The organism is Lacisediminihabitans changchengi, from assembly GCF_016634425.1.
In the GTDB taxonomy this organism is placed as follows: domain Bacteria; phylum Actinomycetota; class Actinomycetes; order Actinomycetales; family Microbacteriaceae; genus Lacisediminihabitans; species Lacisediminihabitans changchengi.
Genome location: NZ_JAEPES010000001.1, coordinates 362,447 through 379,649 on the forward strand (window position 1 = coordinate 362,447; position 17,203 = coordinate 379,649).

Annotated in this window: 20 protein-coding genes; 8 read left to right on the forward strand and 12 right to left on the reverse strand. The window is 69.1% G+C overall.

What is annotated here, in order from left to right:
- Positions 1 to 26: 26 nt before the first annotated feature.
- From IV501_RS01765 to IV501_RS01805, 9 genes are all read right to left on the reverse strand, one after another.
- Positions 27 to 830 carry a MurR/RpiR family transcriptional regulator gene (locus IV501_RS01765; protein WP_200554690.1) on the reverse strand — a complete coding sequence of 268 codons (804 nt, stop codon included), beginning with the start codon at positions 828 to 830 and terminating at the stop codon, positions 27 to 29.
- Positions 827 to 2,065 carry an allantoate amidohydrolase gene (locus IV501_RS01770; RefSeq protein WP_200554691.1) on the reverse strand — a complete coding sequence of 413 codons (1,239 nt, stop codon included), beginning with the start codon at positions 2,063 to 2,065 and terminating at the stop codon, positions 827 to 829. Before IV501_RS01770 ends, IV501_RS01765 begins: the two co-directional genes overlap by 4 nt.
- Entirely contained in the window at positions 2,058 to 3,287 is a 1,230-nt protein-coding gene (locus IV501_RS01775) for a pyridoxal-phosphate-dependent aminotransferase family protein (protein ID WP_307812131.1), read from the reverse strand. The genes IV501_RS01770 and IV501_RS01775 overlap by 8 nt, the downstream gene beginning before the upstream one ends.
- 151 nt (positions 3,288 to 3,438) lie before the next feature.
- Positions 3,439 to 4,983, reverse strand: a complete 1,545-nt coding sequence (locus IV501_RS01780; RefSeq protein ID WP_234698093.1) for an AtzH-like domain-containing protein — start codon at positions 4,981 to 4,983, stop codon at positions 3,439 to 3,441.
- Positions 4,976 to 6,034 carry an acetamidase/formamidase family protein gene (locus tag IV501_RS01785; protein WP_200554692.1) on the reverse strand — a complete coding sequence of 353 codons (1,059 nt, stop codon included), beginning with the start codon at positions 6,032 to 6,034 and terminating at the stop codon, positions 4,976 to 4,978. Before IV501_RS01785 ends, IV501_RS01780 begins: the two co-directional genes overlap by 8 nt.
- A gap of 34 nt (positions 6,035 to 6,068) precedes the next feature.
- A complete protein-coding gene (locus IV501_RS01790) occupies positions 6,069 to 7,103 on the reverse strand; it encodes a sulfate/molybdate ABC transporter ATP-binding protein (protein WP_200554693.1) in 1,035 nt (344 codons plus the stop codon).
- Positions 7,100 to 7,894, reverse strand: coding sequence for an ABC transporter permease (locus IV501_RS01795; protein ID WP_200554694.1), 795 nt, complete (start codon positions 7,892 to 7,894; stop codon positions 7,100 to 7,102). The genes IV501_RS01790 and IV501_RS01795 overlap by 4 nt, the downstream gene beginning before the upstream one ends.
- A 41-nt stretch (positions 7,895 to 7,935) precedes the next feature.
- Entirely contained in the window at positions 7,936 to 8,685 is a 750-nt protein-coding gene (gene modA / locus IV501_RS01800) for a molybdate ABC transporter substrate-binding protein (protein ID WP_200555396.1), read from the reverse strand.
- 70 nt (positions 8,686 to 8,755) lie between these two features.
- Positions 8,756 to 9,157, reverse strand: coding sequence for a TOBE domain-containing protein (locus IV501_RS01805; RefSeq protein ID WP_200554695.1), 402 nt, complete (start codon positions 9,155 to 9,157; stop codon positions 8,756 to 8,758).
- A 91-nt stretch (positions 9,158 to 9,248) separates the two neighbouring features.
- On the opposite strand from IV501_RS01805, the gene IV501_RS01810 reads away from it, so the two are divergent.
- The 4 genes from IV501_RS01810 to IV501_RS01825 are packed head-to-tail and all read left to right on the forward strand — an operon-like array spanning position 9,249 to position 12,909.
- Positions 9,249 to 10,343, forward strand: coding sequence for a ThiF family adenylyltransferase (locus IV501_RS01810; protein WP_200554696.1), 1,095 nt, complete (start codon positions 9,249 to 9,251; stop codon positions 10,341 to 10,343).
- 4 nt (positions 10,344 to 10,347) lie between these two features.
- The gene (locus IV501_RS01815) at positions 10,348 to 11,541 is read left to right on the forward strand and encodes a molybdopterin molybdotransferase MoeA (RefSeq protein WP_200554697.1); all 1,194 of its coding nucleotides are present in this window, start codon (positions 10,348 to 10,350) and stop codon (positions 11,539 to 11,541) included.
- On the forward strand, positions 11,538 to 12,506 hold the full coding sequence (gene moaCB / locus IV501_RS01820) for a bifunctional molybdenum cofactor biosynthesis protein MoaC/MoaB (protein WP_200554698.1): 969 nt from the start codon (positions 11,538 to 11,540) through the stop codon (positions 12,504 to 12,506). The genes IV501_RS01815 and moaCB overlap by 4 nt, the downstream gene beginning before the upstream one ends.
- Positions 12,499 to 12,909, forward strand: coding sequence for a molybdenum cofactor biosynthesis protein MoaE (locus tag IV501_RS01825; RefSeq protein WP_200554699.1), 411 nt, complete (start codon positions 12,499 to 12,501; stop codon positions 12,907 to 12,909). The genes moaCB and IV501_RS01825 overlap by 8 nt, the downstream gene beginning before the upstream one ends.
- 18 nt (positions 12,910 to 12,927) lie before the next feature.
- Here the strand turns inward: IV501_RS01825 and IV501_RS01830 are convergent, their stop codons facing one another.
- From IV501_RS01830 to moaA, 3 genes are all read right to left on the reverse strand, one after another.
- Positions 12,928 to 13,668, reverse strand: coding sequence for a hypothetical protein (locus IV501_RS01830; protein ID WP_200554700.1), 741 nt, complete (start codon positions 13,666 to 13,668; stop codon positions 12,928 to 12,930).
- 109 nt (positions 13,669 to 13,777) lie between these two features.
- Positions 13,778 to 14,020 carry a MoaD/ThiS family protein gene (locus tag IV501_RS01835; protein WP_200554701.1) on the reverse strand — a complete coding sequence of 81 codons (243 nt, stop codon included), beginning with the start codon at positions 14,018 to 14,020 and terminating at the stop codon, positions 13,778 to 13,780.
- Complete coding sequence (gene moaA, locus IV501_RS01840) at positions 14,013 to 15,080, reverse strand: GTP 3',8-cyclase MoaA (RefSeq protein WP_200554702.1); 1,068 nt, start codon at positions 15,078 to 15,080, stop codon at positions 14,013 to 14,015. The genes IV501_RS01835 and moaA overlap by 8 nt, the downstream gene beginning before the upstream one ends.
- Positions 15,081 to 15,160: 80 nt before the next feature.
- Between moaA and IV501_RS01845 the strand changes: the two genes are divergently transcribed.
- From IV501_RS01845 to IV501_RS01860, 4 genes are all read left to right on the forward strand, one after another.
- Complete coding sequence (locus IV501_RS01845; RefSeq protein WP_200554703.1) at positions 15,161 to 15,754, forward strand: sulfite oxidase-like oxidoreductase; 594 nt, start codon at positions 15,161 to 15,163, stop codon at positions 15,752 to 15,754.
- Positions 15,751 to 16,527, forward strand: a complete 777-nt coding sequence (locus IV501_RS01850) for a ferredoxin reductase (RefSeq protein ID WP_307812132.1) — start codon at positions 15,751 to 15,753, stop codon at positions 16,525 to 16,527. Before IV501_RS01845 ends, IV501_RS01850 begins: the two co-directional genes overlap by 4 nt.
- Positions 16,527 to 16,784 carry a DUF6510 family protein gene (locus IV501_RS01855; RefSeq protein ID WP_200554704.1) on the forward strand — a complete coding sequence of 86 codons (258 nt, stop codon included), beginning with the start codon at positions 16,527 to 16,529 and terminating at the stop codon, positions 16,782 to 16,784. Before IV501_RS01850 ends, IV501_RS01855 begins: the two co-directional genes overlap by 1 nt.
- A 185-nt stretch (positions 16,785 to 16,969) precedes the next feature.
- The gene (locus IV501_RS01860) at positions 16,970 to 17,155 is read left to right on the forward strand and encodes a hypothetical protein (protein WP_200554705.1); all 186 of its coding nucleotides are present in this window, start codon (positions 16,970 to 16,972) and stop codon (positions 17,153 to 17,155) included.
- The last annotated feature ends 48 nt before the right edge of the window (positions 17,156 to 17,203 follow it).

The window sequence follows — 17,203 nt, forward strand, 5'->3', positions numbered from 1 at the left end:
TACTCGACCAGCGGGAACGCCGTGGACTACTCGAGCTCGTGCAGGGAATCGTAGGCGGCGCCGATCGCGGCGAGCCGGGCGCGGCCGCGCGCCGGGTCGGCCGCGAGCACCGCCGAGGCGAGTAGGCCAATGATGCTTGCGACCGCAGCGTAACTGTCGAAGGATGTCACGCTGCCGACGGCGATCTCGACGATCTCGTCGACGCGGCTGGCGTACCCGCGTCCCGTGGCATCCGTCAGCAGCACGACCCGCGCCGGCGACGCCGCGAGACCCGTGACCAGGGCACCGAACTCCCGAGGGCGCCGCGGAAATCCGACCAGCACCGCGACATCCCGAGCGTCGAGGGAGGCGATCTCCTCGCCGATCGACTGGCCGGGCTGCGGGGCGACGGCTACCGCATCCCGCGCCTGGGTGAGCTGTTGGCGCAGGTGTAGCGCCATCGGATAGCTGGTGCGGAACCCGATCACGACCACCCGCCTGGCCTCGGCGATCAGCCCGGCGGCGGCGGCCAGGTCGAGCCCGCTGACCGCCATCCGCAGATTCGAGATCTCCCGGTCGAGGTGCGCGCCGAAGTCGGACGGATGCTCACTCACCCGGGGCGCGCCGCGCAGCGTGCGCACATGGTCACGCAGCTCCTCCGCCGAGTCGAAGCCGAGGCGGCGATACAGCCGGGACACGGTCGCCTTCGATACCCCGCTGAGGCCCGCGACCTCCGTGGCGTTGTACACCGCGAGGTCATCGAGGTGGGCGTGCATGAAGTCAGCGGCTCGCCGTTCTTGGGGGGTCAGCGCCGGATACTGCTCCCGGATCCGCTCCAGAATCGTCTTCATGAGTGCCGCGCGGCCGTGGCGAGCACCGCCGCGTGCAGCGCGTCGACGGCGAGCGCGACATCCTCGACCAGCACCGACTCGTCGGCGTGATGGCTGATGCCGCCGCGGCAGCGCACGAACAGCATGGCGACGTCGGTGATCGCCGCGACCGCCATCGCGTCGTGGCCGGCGATGCTGAACAGCTCTAGCGGATGCTCGTCCCCGGTCGCGATGATGCCAGCACGGATGTCGTCCCGCAGTTCGGTCGCGCAGTGCACCGCCGGGGCGCTGTGCGTCTCGGTCACCTCGAGGGTGAGCCCGCGGGCATCCGCTATCCGTTCCAGATCGGTCAGGATCAGCGCCCAGGTGGCGTCGCGCCCCTCGGCGGACTCGTCGCGCAGGTCGAGGCTGAACTCGGCGAGGCCGGGGATCACGTTGACCGCGTCCGGCTCCACGCGGATATGCCCGACGGTGGCCGGGCTGCCGTTCGCGCGGGCGATGCGCTCGATCGCGACGATGGCTTCGCTTGCACCGAGCAGCGCGTCGTGGCGCAGCTCCCAGGGCGTCGCGCAATGCCGCGCCTCGCCGACGAGGGTGATCGAGAGGCGGCGAGCGGCGGCGATCGAGGTGACGACGCCGAGCGCACGCCCGGCGCTCTCGAGCCGAGGTCCCTGCTCGATGTGCGCCTCGAGGTAGCCGACCAGGGTGGCGGGATCGCGGGCCGCGTCGGCGATGCGGGACGGATCCAGGCCGAACCCGATGGCGGCATCCCAGAGCGTCTCGCCGGTGTGGTCGGTGAGTTCGGTCCACTCCGGATTCCACTGTCCGGCGAGCGCGCGCGAGCCGAGCAGCGTGGTGCCGAAGCGCGTTCCCTCCTCGTCACCGAAGGCGACGACCTCCACCGCGAACGGCAGCTCCCCCGCGGTCAGCCGACCGACGACAGCGATCGCCGACAGCACACCGAGGATGCCGTCGTACCGCCCCGCGCCGGGAACCGTGTCCAAGTGCGATGCGACGAGCAGCGCGGGAAGGCCGGGGACTCTGCCCTCGAGACGTCCGCACTGGTTGCCGGCGGCATCCTGCCAGGTGTCCATGCCGACCTCGCGCATCCAGCCGTCGGCGAGAGCGTTGACTCGGGCGTGCTCGGGCGAGAGATAGACCCGCTCGATGCCGTCGGGGAGGGAGGTGTAGGCCGCGAGCTCGTCGCAGCGGTCCATGATGACGTTGGCGTCGCGCCGATCAAACAGCTCAGTCATTGTAGAAATCCAGAGCCGCGCCGACTCCCGATCCCGCGGTCAGCGAGAAGCCGCGACGCCTCAGCACCTGCTCCAACGCCGCGAGGGTGGTGAGCACGGTGTCCCGTCTGGCGTTGTAACCCATGGTGCCGATGCGCCAGACTCGGCCGTGAAGCGGACCGAACGACGTGCCAATCTCGATGCCGAAGTCCTGCAGCAGGGCGGCACGAACCCCGTCGCCGTCGATGCCGGCCGGGATCTCGACACCGACGACGTTGTTCATGCGCACCGACTGGTCACCGAACAGCTCGAGTCCCATCGCGCTGAGCCCGGTGACCATCGCGGTGCCGTGCAGGCGGTGCCGCTCGACGGCGTTGTCCATCCCCTCCTGCACCAGCAGGCGCGCGCACTCGCGGGCGGCGTAGAGCATGCTGGTCGCCTCGGTGTGGTGGTTGAGGCGTTTCGGGCCCCAGTAGTCGAGGATCTGACTGAGGTCGAAATAGTTCGAGCGGATCGGGCTTGCGCTGACGGCATCCCCCTCCGAACGGATGCCGGCCTCCACCGATTTGCGGGAGTTCACGAGTTCCACGGCCTTTGCGGAGAGGCTGATCGGCGCGCTGCCGGACGGCCCGGCCAGGCACTTCTGCAGGCCCGCGGTCGCGACATCCACACCCCAGGCGTCGAGCTCGAAGGCGTTTCCGGCGAGAGAGGCGGTGACATCCGTGTACAGGATGACCCCGTTCCGCTCGCAGATCGCCCCGAGTTCGTCGAGCGGCTGCGCGAGGGTCGTCGAGGTGTCGCCGTGCACGATCGCGAGGATCTTCGGACGGATTCCGGTGATCGCGGCCTCGACCTCGGCCGGGGTGAAGACGGTCCCCCACTCGCGCTCGATCACGTGCACGTCGGCGCCGCAGCGCTCCGCGATCTCGCGCAGCAGGTGGCCGAACCGTCCGAAGATCGGCACGAGCACGCGGTCGCCCGGCTCGATCATCGAGACCAGCGCGGCCTCGATGCCGGCGCGGCTGGTGCCGTCGATCAGCAGGGTCGCCTCGTTGTCGGTGCGGAAGACGGCGCGGTAGAGCGCCATCGTCTCGTTCATGTACGCGGTCATCGCCGGGTCGTACTGTCCGACCAGCTGCGCGGACATCGCACGGAGCACGCGCGGGTCGGCATTGATCGGACCCGGCCCCATCAGCAGCCGTTGCGGTGGGTTGATCGGGGCGCTCTGAGTCAGTTGTTCCACGAGGGCAGTCTACGGAACAGGTGTTTCATGCGGGTTAATACTCAACCAACGAAATTCCGCTGGTCGAGTAGCGCCCGAGGAAGGAGGACGCGTATCGAGGCCCACCGCCCGAAGGGGTTTCGATACGGCTGCTCGCGCGGGCGCTCGCGGCCTACTCAACCAACGGGGCCATCAGCGCAGCACCCAGGGCGATCAGCGCCAGGTCGCTGTACCGCGGGCCGACCAGGCACAGGCCGACGGGGGCGGCGGCCGTGGTCTCCACCGGCACCGTCATCAGCGGAACGCTCAGCGCCGGCCGACCGGTAATCCCGGCGATGCAGGTCAGCCGCAGCGTGCTGCCCCGGATCGCCTCCAGCTCGGCACCCTCCGCCGTGGTCGACGGCGCGGCCGACGACGCGGAGGGCAGCAGCAGAATCCGGTCACCGAGCACCCGATCGAGGTGCGCTCGGGCGCCGTCGAAGGCGGATGCTCCGGCGAGCGCCTGTCCCTCGGTGATCCCTTTCGCCACGGCGAACCGCGCGGCGATGTCCGAACCGAGCGCGCCGGGATGGGCGTCCACCCAGGCGCCGTCCGACATCCAGGCTTCGGCTGCCTGCGTCACGCGGAACGCCTCGACCAATTCGTCCGGGTCGCCGAGATCAACCGAGGTGACGGAGAGGCCGGCGACGGCGGACGCGAAGGCGGCCTGCACCTCCGGCGTCGCCAGCGCGACCAGAGACGGGTCGACGACGAACGAGGGTTCGAGGGAACGCTGCGCCGCGGCATCCACCGAGACCGAGGCCGCCAGCTCCAACGTCGCGGCATCGCGGGTGAGCCAGCCGACGGTGTCGAAGGAGGGCGCGAGCGGCAGCATCCCGGCACGGCTCACGGCGCCATGGGTGGTGCGCAGCCCCCAGAGCCCCTGGTACGACGCGGGCACCCGAATCGATCCACCGGTGTCGGTGCCGAGGCCGATCGACGCCTGCCCGAGGGCGACCGCGGATGCCGGACCACTCGACGAACCACCGGGAATCGCCCCCGGCACCGCCCCATTCGGCGGGGTGCCGTAGTGCGCGTTGCGGCCGGCGATGCTGTACGCGAACTCGTCCGTCTGGGCGATGCCCTGCACGCTGGCGCCTGCCGCAAGCAGTTCAGCGACCACGGTGGCGTTGTCTCCGGCCGGCGCGCGCGCGGCGAGAAACGCCGGCACTCCAGCCCCGGTGGCGAACCCCGCGACGGCGAACAGATCCTTCACCGCTACCGTCTGCCCGACCAGCGGTCCGGATGCCGCCCCCGCGACGAGCGGGCTGCCCACGACCCGCCAGACGGCGGCCGCGATCGCCGCCGCTGGCTGACTCACGTGCGCGGCCTCGATCACCCACGACCCGTCTGTCGTGCGGCACCAGACCTGCGTCTGCTGACCACGTCCGCCGGTCGACGGGAGGGTCTGCGCGATGACGACGGCCGTGTCATCCGTGATCCGGCGCACGTGAACGTCGCCGATGGTGCGCGCGGGCGCTCCCCCGCGACCGCGACGGAAGGCGCTGATCGCGTCATGTCCAACCAAGATGCCGCCGGCATCCGCCCGGAGCGTCTGCGGGCCGGGGGCGAAAAACCCATCGAGTGCGACGAGGTCGTTCGCCATGAGCGCTCGCTCGTAGCCCCAGAACGCGTCGAGCAAACCGGCGGGCGCCATGTCGTACGTTTCTTCAGGCAAAGTCGGCCTTCCTTAGTCGAGCATGAACACCGGTGACGATGTCGACCACCTGGGAGATGTTGAAGTCGGTCGCGGCGCTGAGGTAGGCGTAGGCGTGAGCCGCATCCATCCCGAACCGCGCCTGAAGCAGAGCGATGGCTGCGCGGACGCAGCGCCGCACCGCCTCGTCGAGGTCCTCGCTCATGCCCGTCGGGATAAGGAACTCGGTCGTCTCGGCGAGCGGTCCGACCAGTTCCCCGAAAGCGGCAACGGCGGAAGCCTGCGGGATCACCTCGAAGCGCAGCGTCGCCCGCAGCGATGCCTCCATCGCGGTCAACGCGACCTCACCATCGCCCTGAGCGAAGTGCGGGTCACCGACATAGGCGAGCGCGTCCGGCACCTGAACGGGCAGGTACAGGGTGCTGCCGACGGTCAGCGGGTTGATGTCGATGTTTCCGCCGTGCGGCCCCGGTGGCACCGAATGCGGCCGCACGTCGCCGGGCACCGCCACCCCCATGATTCCGAGAAACGGATGCAGCGGAAAGCGCACCGTGTGCGCACCGTCCAGCACCCGCGGCATGGTGCCGTGCGAACCGTCGACGGCGGCGAACACGCTCACCACGTCCCCGTCGACCGGGTAGTCGGCTGGAAGCGCGCCGCGGCCGTGGCGATTCGAGATGACCCCGTACGGCACGCGCGGCAGCGTCTCCAGCACGGTGATCGCCAGCAGGTCCCCCGGCTGCGCGCCGGTCACCGCGATCGGTCCGGTGATGACGTGCGGGCCGTCGAGAGCGGGGTCACGGCGGTAGTCCGAGGCGGCGAGCGCGACGACATCCGCCAGCACCTCATGGGGCAGGACACCGAAGCCGTCGAAAAAGGCGAGCGGATCGCGACCCTGGTCTTCGTGGATGCCCTCGTGGCTGATCGTGTCGATCGTCACCTCAGTGCCGCTGGCGACCGTGAGCACCGGGACATCGGCGGCGCACGGCAGCCGTCCCCAGAGCACCCGTGCGGGATCCGCGGGCAGATAGACGTCCGAACGGATCGGCCCGACACCCGGTTGCAGGATCATGCGGCCACCATACCCATCGCGCGTTTCGTGCTGATCACACCGCATACAGCGACACATCGTGCGCCGCGAAACTGAACCACGCGGCACTCCCTGGCACCAGGTCGAGCGCGGCCGCCTGAGCCGGCGTCAGGTCGGCGAACAGCGCCTCGCTGCGCACCCGGATAACGTCCCCTCGCGGTTCGAGATCGCTCACCTCGATCGGCACGAGGTTCTGTCCCGGGCGAACGGATGGCTCGGCCGCCAGCACCTCGATCGCCGACGGTCGCACTGCCGCCGCGGCCGCGCGGCCGACCGGCAGGTCGGAGGTCGCGGTCACCACGCCGACCGCGGTGTCGATGCCCGCCGCGACGCTCCGGCCGAGCAGCAGGTTGAGCCCGGCCAGCTCCGCGGTGAACGGATGCCGCGGCCGCTCCAATACCTCGCGTGTCGGCCCCTGCTCAACCACGCCGCCGCGCCCCAGCACGATCACGTGATCGGCGAGGGTCAGCGCGTCGAGCACCTCGTGCGTGACGATGATCGCGGTGCGGCCCCGGAGCACCCGGCGCAGCATCCGGCGCAGCGTCGGCGTGACGGCGATGTCGAGCGCAGCGAGGGGCTCGTCGAGCAGCAGCAGGGCCGGCTCGGCGGCGAGGGCCCGCGCAATCGCCACGCGTTGTGCCTGCCCGCCGGACAATTCGCCTGGCTTCTTCTGGGCGAGGTCGCTGGCCTCCACCTCGTCGAGCCATCGCCGGGCCGTCTCGCGAGATGCGGCGCGGAGCTCGCCCGCGCTCCGGGGACCGAAAGCGACGTTCTCGAGCACGGTGAGGTGGGGAAAGAGCAGCGCCTCCTGGGCGAGCAGCGCGACGCCGCGACGATGGGGTGGCAGCCAGACGCCCGGGCCGAAGAACACAGTGTCATCGAAAGAAGAACTTCCGGAGTCGGCTTTCAGCAACCCGGCGATCAGAGAGAGCAGGGTTGATTTTCCGGCACCATTCGGCCCGAGCACCGCAACCGTCGTGCCCTCGGGAACCTCGATCGAGAGGTCGAAGCGGCGCGTGGCGACCGTCGCCTGGAAGGTGAGCCCGGTCACAGTGCCGACCGCCTCGTGATGCCGGAGGTGCGCAGCGTGAGTCCGACGACGAGCAGCGACACGACCACGAGCACGAGGGCGAGCGCGACCGCGGCATCCGGATCGGTCTCCCGCTGCAGATAGATCTCGAGCGGCAGCGTGCGAGTGACTCCTTGCAGACTGCCCGCGAACGTGAGGGTCGCCCCGAACTCGCCGAGTGCGCGGGCGAAGGAGAGCACCGCACCGGAGAGGATCGCGGGTAACACCAGCGGCATCGTTACGCGCCAGAGCACCGTGGACGGGCTTGCACCGAGCGTCGCCGCCACCGCCTCATATCGGGTCCCGGCGATGCGCAGCGCCCCCTCCAAGCTGAGGACGAGAAACGGCAGGGCGACGAAAGATTGGGCGAGCACGACGGCGGTGGTCGAGAAGGCGATCTGCACACCGAGCACCTCGAAGGTCTTGCCCAACAGCCCGGTGCGACCGTAGGCCGCGAGCAGCGCGATGCCCCCGATCACCGGCGGCAGCACCAGCGGGAGCAGCACCAGGGCCCGCACCGCCCGCTGACCGGGGAAGGTGGTGCGAGCAAGCACGAGCGACATGGGCACGCCGAGCACCACACACACCGCGGTTGCCGAGAGCGATGTGCGCAGGCTCAGCAGGAGGGCGTCACGGGATGACGGGGACGTGATGAGCGGAAGAAAATGCACCCAGTCGACCCGGGTGGTCATCGCCACGATCGGCAGCAGCACGAAGACCGCGCCGACCGCAGCGATGACGACGATCCATCGCGGCACCGCCGAATTCGTCATAGTGCGACCCTCGTAGCGAATGACACGTCCATATCGAGGGATTACGGCTTGCCGAACCCGGCGTCAGCGAGAACCTTCTGCCCTACCTTGCCGGTGACGTAGTCGATGAAGGCCTGGGCGACCTTCGGCGTCTTGCTCGCCTTGAGAGCGGCAATCGGATACGTGTTGACCGCCTTCGATGAGTCCGCGAACGGGATGCCCTTCACGGAGGAACCCGCGCCCGTGACGTCTGTGACGTAGACGAGCCCGGCATCCGCCTGTCCGGAGCTCACCTTACCCAGCACGTCGGTGACCGCGGTCTCCTCGCTGACGGGAGAGAGCTTCACGCCGGTAGCGGTCTCCACGGTCAGCGTTGCGGCACCGCAGGGCACGGCCGGAGCGCAGATGACGGTCTTGACGCCGGGCTTAGCCAGATCGGCGAAGTCCGTGATGTTCGCCGGGTTCGACGGCGGTACGGCGATCTCCAGCACGTTGGTGGCGAAGTCCACGGGAGTGCCCTCGACCAGCGACGCCGTTGTCAGCTTGTCCATGTTCTTCGTGTCGGCGGAGGCGAAGACGTCGGCCGGTGCGCCCGCGGTGATCTGGGTGACGAGGTCGGCCGAGCCGGCGAAGCTGGTCGCTACCGTCACGCCCGGATGCAGCTTCTGGAAATTGGCGGCCAGCTTCGTGAAGGTCTTGGTGAGCGACGCGGCACCGAACACGGTGATGCTGCCGCTGAGTGTGTCGGCCGTGGCGGTGGTGCTCGGGCTGGCGGCCGGTTTCGGAGCAGAGCAGGCGGTTGCACCGAGCATTAGTCCGAGAGCCACGGCGGCGATGACGATCTTTTTCACGGCGGTCCTTCGTTTGTCAGGCGGATGCGTGTCAGGCGGATGCGGGGGTTTCGACGATCACCGTCGTCGCCTTCACGACCGCCACGGCGATCGATCCCGGTTCGAGGCCGAGTTCGCGCACGGCCTCGCTGCTCATGAGGGAGACCACGCGATGCGGGCCGCACTGCAGCTCGACCTGCGCCATCACGGTGTCCATGACGATGTTGGTCACCAACCCGACGAATCGGTTGCGGGCCGAACTCCCGATGCCGGAAGGGTCGCCGGGGAGCACCGCGTGCTCACGGGCGAGGGTCGCCAGGGCCAGTCCGTCGACGACCGCGCGGCCGGAGTCATCCTTCGTGCTCGTCAGCACGCCCTGGTCGATCCAGCGGCGCACGGTGTCATCGCTCACGCCCAGATACAGCGCGGCATCTTTGATCCGTATTTGCGACATGGAGGTGAGTGTATATCCGAATCCTCGGAGATATGGGCCGAACTGTCTGGCTCACCCGGACGATTCCCCCACCACCTGCGAGAATTGGGGGATGTCCGAGACCCTCTCTCCCGACGTGCGCTACAGCCGTCAAATCGCTCTCCCCGGCTTCGGGGAGAAAGCCCAGGCCAAACTCGCCGGAGCCCGCGTGCTCGTCATCGGGGCGGGCGGACTGGGCAGTTCGGTGCTCCCGAGCCTCGCCGCCGCGGGCGTGGGGACCAGCGGCATCGGTGCGATCGGCATCGTCGACGACGACCGTGTCGAGACCAGCAATCTGCACCGCCAGCTCATCCACACGCCGGCGGATGTCGGCGCCGCCAAGGTCACCTCGGCCGCCGAGAGTATCGCCGCGCTCAACCCGGCTACCCGACTCGAGATCATCGACCAGCGACTTACCTCCGACACCGCCCTCGAACTCTTCGCCCTCTATGACCTCGTCCTCGACGGCAGTGACAACTTCCCCACCCGCTATCTGGCGGCCGACGCGGCGACGCTCACCGGCATCCCGCTGGTCTGGGGCGCCGTCTCGCAGTATGCCGGGCAGGTCGGCGTGAGCTGGGCCGAACGCGGGCCGCAGTACCGCGACCTGTTCCCCACACCGCCGGCGCCAGGCTCCGTTCTCTCCTGCGAGGCGGGCGGCGTTCTCCCCACAGTGGTCTCGGTGATCGGCTCGCTGATGACCGGCGAGGCGATCAAGATCATCACCGGCATCGGCGACCCGCTGATCGGGCGCGTCACCACCTTCGACTCGCTCAGCGGCGGATTTCGCGAGCTCTCCTACGAGAGAGACCCGGAGGCCGAGGCCGTGACCGAGCTGATCGAATACGACCTGTTCTGCGGCGTCGGCACGGGACTCAGCGCGAACGACCTCGCCACGCAGCTCGCGACGGACGACAACGGCATCGACCTGGTCGACATCCGCGAGCCGTGGGAGGTCGAGATCGCGAGCATTCCGGGATCACGAGCCGCGACCGTGGACGAGTTGCTCGCCGACCCACCGACCGGCGCGGTGCTGTACTGCCACCACGGCGTGCGCTCCGCCGCCGCGGTGGAGCGCCTCGCCGAACACGGCGTCACCGCCCGACACCTCGAGGGCGGCATCGACGCCTGGTCGCGCGAGGTCGATGCCGAGATCGCCCGGTACTGAGACGATGCGCATCGGACAGCACCGGCCATCGGTCGACGAGCACGCCGCGCTGATGCGGTCGCTTCTCGTGTTCGAGCGCCGCACCGAGACCGTTGCCCTCGACGAGGCGTTGGGGCGAATCACCGCGCGCGCCGTGACCTCGCCGGTCGACCTGCCGTTGTTCCGCAACTCGCAGATGGACGGCTTCGCGGTACGGGCCTCCGACATCGCCGCGGTTCCGGCCAAGCTCCCGATCGTCGGCGAGATTCCGGCCCGCCCCGGCCAGCCCGCTCCCCTCGCACCGGGCACCGCCGTTCGCATCATGACCGGCGCCGTGGTTCCCGACGGGGCGGATGCCGTGGTTCCGGTCGAAGACACGACCGTCGTCGACGGCGTGGCCGTCATCGAGACGCCGCGCGTGGTCGGCGAGTATGTGCGCGATCGCGGCAGCGACCTCCGCGCCGGCGACGAACTGCTTCCGGCCGCCACCGTGCTTCGCTCCCGTCACCTGGCCGCGCTGGCGGCCGCGGGAATCGCGAGCGTCGAGGTGCTTGCGCCGGTTCGCGTGGCCGTGATCACCACCGGCGCGGAACTCGCCGCGCCGGGTGTCGATCCCCAGCCAGGACAGGTCTACGACGCGAACGCGATCGCAATCGTGTCTGCTGTACGGGCGGCCGGGGCATCCGTCGTCATCAGCGCGCGGGTGACCGACGACCACGACACCTTCCGCGCTGCCCTCGCCGCCGCGACCGATGCCGCCGATCTGGTCATCACCTCGGGCGGTATCTCGATGGGCGACTACGAGGTGGTGCGCGAGGTGCTCGAGCCGCTCGGCGCGACCGTGACCACCATCGCTATGCAGCCTGGCGGCCCGCAGGCGACGGCCGTGATCGACGGCGTGCCCGTGATCAGCTTTCCCGGCAACCCGGTGAGCACCCAGATCTCGGTGGAGATGTTCGTTGCGCCCGTGCTGCGCGAGCTGGCCGGTCTGCCCGCCGCGCGGCGACAGTCTCGAGTGCTCGACACCGACGTTCGCTCCGTGCCGGGCAAGCGTCAACTGCTGCGCGGTCGCGCCGTGGGCGAAGATGGAGTGACCGTCGTCGGCGGCCCGAGCTCGCACCTGGTGGCGGGCCTCGCCGCATCCGACCTGTTGATCGACATCCCCGAGGCGACCGTGCAACTGAGGAAGGGCGACACCGTGGAGACTCTGGCCCTGTGAGCGACCTCAGCCATCTCGACTCCGAGGGTCGCGCCCACATGGTCGATGTCGGTGACAAGTCCGTCACCGCCCGCACTGCCACGGCATCCGGCCGCCTCACGACGACCCCCGAGGTCATCGCGCTCGTGAAGGCCGACGGGATGCCCAAGGCCGACGTGCTGTCCACCGCGCGCATCGCGGGCATCTTGGGTGCCAAGCAGACCAGCGCACTCATTCCGCTCTGCCATCCGCTGCCGCTCAGCTCGGTGAATGTGGACTTCGCCTACACCGATGAGGCGATCCTGATCTCCGCGACCGCCAAGACCACCGGTAAGACCGGCGTCGAGATGGAGGCGCTCACGGCCGTCGCCATCGCCGGGCTCACGCTGCACGACATGGTGAAGGCCGTCGATCCCGCGGCGGTGCTCGGCGAGATCCGACTGGAGGAGAAGACCGGCGGCAAGCGCGGGCACTGGACCAGAGACGGCGTCATCCCGCCCGCACCGCTTCGGCCGAATGCCGCCGCCGTGATCGTGGCCTCGACCGGTGGCGCCGCTGGCGTCCGCGAGGACACGACCGGCCCGCTCATCGCCGACTGGCTGCGCGTACACGGATTCGCCGTCGATGCCGTCACGGTCGTGGCAGACGCGGATGTCGCAGCCGAAGTCACCCGCGTGGTGGCCAGTCACCCCGCGGTCATCCTGACCACCGGAGGCACCGGGCTGAGTCCGACCGACCAGACCCCGGAGGCGACGCTCCCCCATCTCGACCGACAGTTGCCCGGCATCGCCGAGGCGATCCGCGCCGCGGGGCTGGCGAAAACGCCGACAGCGGCCCTGAGCCGCGGGCTGGCCGGTACCGCCGACGGCACCATAATCGTCAACCTGCCCGGCTCCCGCGGCGGGGTGAAAGACGGACTGGAAGTGCTCGACGGGCTGCTCGTGCACCTCGTCGCCCAGATCGCCGGTGGAGGCGCGCATGAGTGAGTTCGCCCTGGTCTCCGACACCCCGCTCGACGCCGCAGCAATCGAACAGACCGTGCTCTCGGACGAGCACGGAGCACTGGTGACTTTCCGCGGGATCGTGCGCAATCACGATCACGGGCTCGCGGTCAGTGCGCTCGAATACCAGGCTCATCCGGAGGCCGCCCGCTTCCTGGCCGAGTGTTGTGCGACCATCACCGCCGAGACCGGACTGCCCGTCGCCGCTGCACACCGCACCGGACATCTCGTGGTGGGCGACATCGCCCTGGTCGCGGCGGTCGCCGCCGGACACCGCGGTGAAGCCTTCGCCGCCTGCGAAAAGCTGGTCGACCTGATCAAGCAGACCGTTCCGATCTGGAAGCGCCAACATCTCGCCGACGGCGCCACCGAGTGGGTCGGCCTGTAGCCCCTACGGCGACGCCACTCAACCGAAGTTGCCGCTCAGCGCGGGGCCGCCCGTGTTCTGACTGATGATGTACTGCAACGGTGCGGTCGCGACGTTCGCGGAGGCGAGCGCGGGTGATTTCTGCACCAGGTCGTACACGCTCTCGAGGTGCTCTGGGCTCTCGGCGATCACCGCCGGAGCGGCCTGGCCGAGTGCGACGCTGACGACGCCCGGAACGGCGAGCACGGCCATCACCTGCCGCACGGATTCGCCGGGCGTCTTCCACACGGTCGGATACACCGGAAACCTGCCCGCGCTGTACGGCGTGGTGTCGGTGTCCGCGCCGCCGATCGTGCGCCCCAGGCTGAACTGGGCGTCCCACAGCTTCGCGTCTGGCACGGCGAACTTCTCGGAGATCTGCCGTTCGGCCGTCGCCGCGGCGGAGGCCTCGTCAGCGGTTGCCGTCTCCGCCATCGTCACGGAGACCGTGATGCGCCACAGGCTGGCATCCCAGCAGTCCGGCCCGGTCGGCCGCGGCGACGGTGAGGGGGTCGATGACGATGACGCGCTGGCAATGCCGCATTCCCCGACCAATCCTGACTCTTTCGACACCTGCGACGTGTCAACCGAGCTCACACCGGGCAGAGCGCTCAGCTCCGATCGCACGAAGGCGGCGATCGACGGCCCCCGCGCATCGGCCGGACGAGCGGACGCACTAGCGCACCCCGCAAGCCCGATCACCATCAGCACTGCAATACCAGCCCGCGTAGAAATCCTCACCAAGTGAGTCTGCCCCATCTCTCACGTTTGCCCGAATATGCAGGTTTTCGACCCCGAAAGTCTGCATATTCGGGCAAACGTGGGGTGGTGGGAGAGCGGATGCCGCGGCTCAGCCGCCGGCGAACGGCGGAAGCACGTCGACCCGGGCGCCGACCGCACGCCCGTCATCGCGCGACACCACCCCGTCGACGAGGAACGACCCGGACGCGAGCACCCGGCGCATCGCATCCCCATACCGCTCGATCAGCGTCGCGCGCAGCTCCCCAACCGTGGGCACCGCGGCGAGCGACTCTTCTTCGACGCCAGCGGCCTCGGCGGCGGCGGCGAAGTAGCGGATCAGTACCTCAGCCACCGATGGCCCCCATGCTGCGCTGCGGGCGCACGAAGTCATCCCGATCCATTCCATGCCCGGCCTGCTTGCCCCACATCGCCGCACGCCACCAGTCGGCGATGGTCGCATCATCCGCCCCGCCCCGCAGCAGTGCACGCAGGTCGGTCTCGTCGTCGCCGAACAGGCAGGAGCGCACGGTGCCCTCCGCGGTGATGCGGGTGCGGTCGCAGTCGGCGCAGAACGATCGCGTCACCGAGGCGATGATGCCGACCGTCGCCGGCCCGCCATTCACCAGCCATTCCTCCGCCGGTGCCGACGGGTCTTCGCGGTGCGGCTGAGTGAGCGTGAACCGCGCACCGAGCAGATCGAGCAGCTCGGCAGCATCCACCATGTTGTCGCGGGCCCATGCTTCGTCGGCGTCGAGTGGCATCTGCTCGATGAAACGCAGTCGCACGCCGTTGGCCAGCGACCACTCGAGCAGATCGGCAGCCCCGGCCAGGGTGTCGCGCATGAGCACGGCGTTGATCTTGAGCGGCGTCATCCCGGCCTCTTTGGCCGCCTGGATACCGGCGAAGACGCTCGGCAGCCGGTCGCGCCGGGTGAGGCGGGCGAAATGATCGCGGTCGACCGTGTCGAGCGAGATGTTGATGCGGGTGAGGCCGGCCTCGACCAGCTCGTGGATGCGGTGGTCGAGCCCGATCGCATTTGTCGTCATGGAGATGGATGCGCCGCCGCCGACCGCGGACGACCTGCGGATGATCTCGGCCAGATCCGCCCGCATCAGCGGCTCTCCGCCGGTGAAGCGCACATCGTGAACGCCGAGATCGCGCACGCCGATGCCCACCAGCCGTCCGATCTCCTCGGGGGTGAGGAGGTCGTCGCGGGCGATCGAAGGTAACCCAGCTTCGGGCATGCAGTACGTGCAGCGAAGCGAACACTTCTCGGTGATCGAGATGCGCAGATCGCGAGCGGTGCGCCCGAACCGATCGATCAGGCCCGGCACCTGGGGCCGACCATCCACCGGCGGAATGGTCGCCGGGTCGCGACGAATCGACGGGATGCCGAGCGCGAGGGATGCCATACGGTCGATCTTAAGCGAATCCCTTTCCGCCCTGGCCGCCGCATCACTAATCTGGACACATTCGATGAAAGGGGCCGGACATGGCTGTGATTTCTCGTGGGTTCGGCGGACATCGACGCGAAAGCGACCCCGACTTGCCGCCCGGCCAGTATCTGACCACGGACTTCCCGGTGCTTTCCGCCGGTCCGACGCCGCGCATCCACACCGACGAGTGGGAGTTCTCGATCGCCACCGAGTCCGGCGCCGTGCACAAATGGAGCTGGGACGAGTTGCACGCCCTCCCGATCGCCGATGTCGACACGGACATCCACTGCGTCACGCGCTGGTCGAAGCTCGGCACGCACTGGCGCGGAATCTCGCTCGACACCCTCTTCGAGGGCGTCGACACCTCGTATCAATACGTGATGGAGCACTCCTACGGCGGGTACACCACCAACGTGCCGCTCGCCGATCTCATGGGCAACAAGGCCTGGATCGTGACCGAGTTCGACGGCGCGCCGCTCGATCCAGAGCACGGTGGCCCGGCACGATTGCTCGTTCCGCATCTCTACTTCTGGAAGAGCGCGAAGTGGATTCGTGGCCTGGTCATGCAGAAGTCCGACCAGCCCGGATTCTGGGAGCAGAACGGCTACAACCTCTACGGTGACCCGTGGAAGGAACAGCGCTATTCGTGAGTGACCTCAGCGCGCCGCTATTTCACGACACCGAGGTCGACTCCGCGAGCGGCGTCGACACGACGGTCTGGCGCGTCGGCACCGTGGTCTCGGCCGCGCGGGAGTCGACATCCGGTCGCAGCCTCACCATCGACGTGCCCGGCTGGACCGGCAACCTCGCGGGCCAGCACACCGACCTGCGGCTGACCGCACCCGACGGCTATCAGGCGGTGCGCTCCTATTCGATCGCCTCGGCAGGCCCGGGCGAGCGCATCCAGCTCGCCGTCGACGAGGTGCCGGACGGCGAGGTTTCGCCGTACCTCGTCGAGGATGTCATGGTCGGCGACCAGCTGGAACTCCGCGGGCCGCTCGGCGGCTGGTTCGTCTGGCGCCCCGACGACATCGGACCGGTGCAGCTCATCGGCGGTGGTTCCGGCATTGTTCCGCTGATCGCGATGACGCGTGCCAGGGCAGCAGCGAAGAGCGCGACGCCGTTCCGCTTGCTCTACTCGGTGCGCACGCCCGAAGACGCCTTCTTCCGCGCGGAGCTCGAGGCCCCGGCGCCCGGGCTCGACGTCACGTGGCTGTACACCCGCAGGACTCCGGATGACTGGCCTCGCCCCGCCGCGCGGATTTCCCCCGCCGACCTGGCCGCCAACACCATCGCGGCAGACAACAACCCGATGGTGTTCGTCTGCGGCCCGACGGGGTTCGTCGAGGCGGTCGCAGACGCGCTGGTGAACCTGGGCCATCCGCCAGCACGCGTGAAGACCGAACGCTTCGGAGGTGCGTGATGACAAGCCATGTCGACGGCAACATTCTGGCCGGTCCGCTGTCGGAGCTGTTCAGGTTCGACGTGACGGTCGCGTCCGCTCGCTGCGTAACATGCGGCGAGGTCGCGATGCTCGCACAAGCGATGGTCTACGTGCAGCCGCGCGCCTACGTCGTGCGGTGTTCCCATTGCGACGACGTGCTGATGACGGTGATCGACGAGGGCGACGCAACGCAGCTCGACCTCAGCGGCATGGTCTGGATGCACATTCCCCGGTGAAGCCGTGACTCGCCCTGCGCAGGTCATCTAGGGCGGTTCTCCCGCTTTCCGCAGGCTCTCGGCGTAGGGTGCAGGCCATGAACCCGCACCGTGCCCCCCATTCCGGGGGTGAATCCTCGCAATCCCCGGCCCCAGGCCCTACCCTGGAGTCGTGGCACGGGGGTGTCACACGAGCGGGGGCTCCGATGACCAGCATTGCCGATTCGACCGACCGGACTCTCCCGCGCGCGGCCGTCTTCGCCGCGGCCGGTGAGAGCGCCCTCAAGCACCGCCGTCGCATCCAGGGACTCGCGGTCGCTTTCGGCGTGTCCGCCCTGGTCTGGGGCGGCATCATCACGGGTGTCATCGCCCTGGTCAACGTCCTCAACTAGATTTCCTCCCCGAACTGCCCGGGATGGCGGTTTCGGAAACAGTGCAGT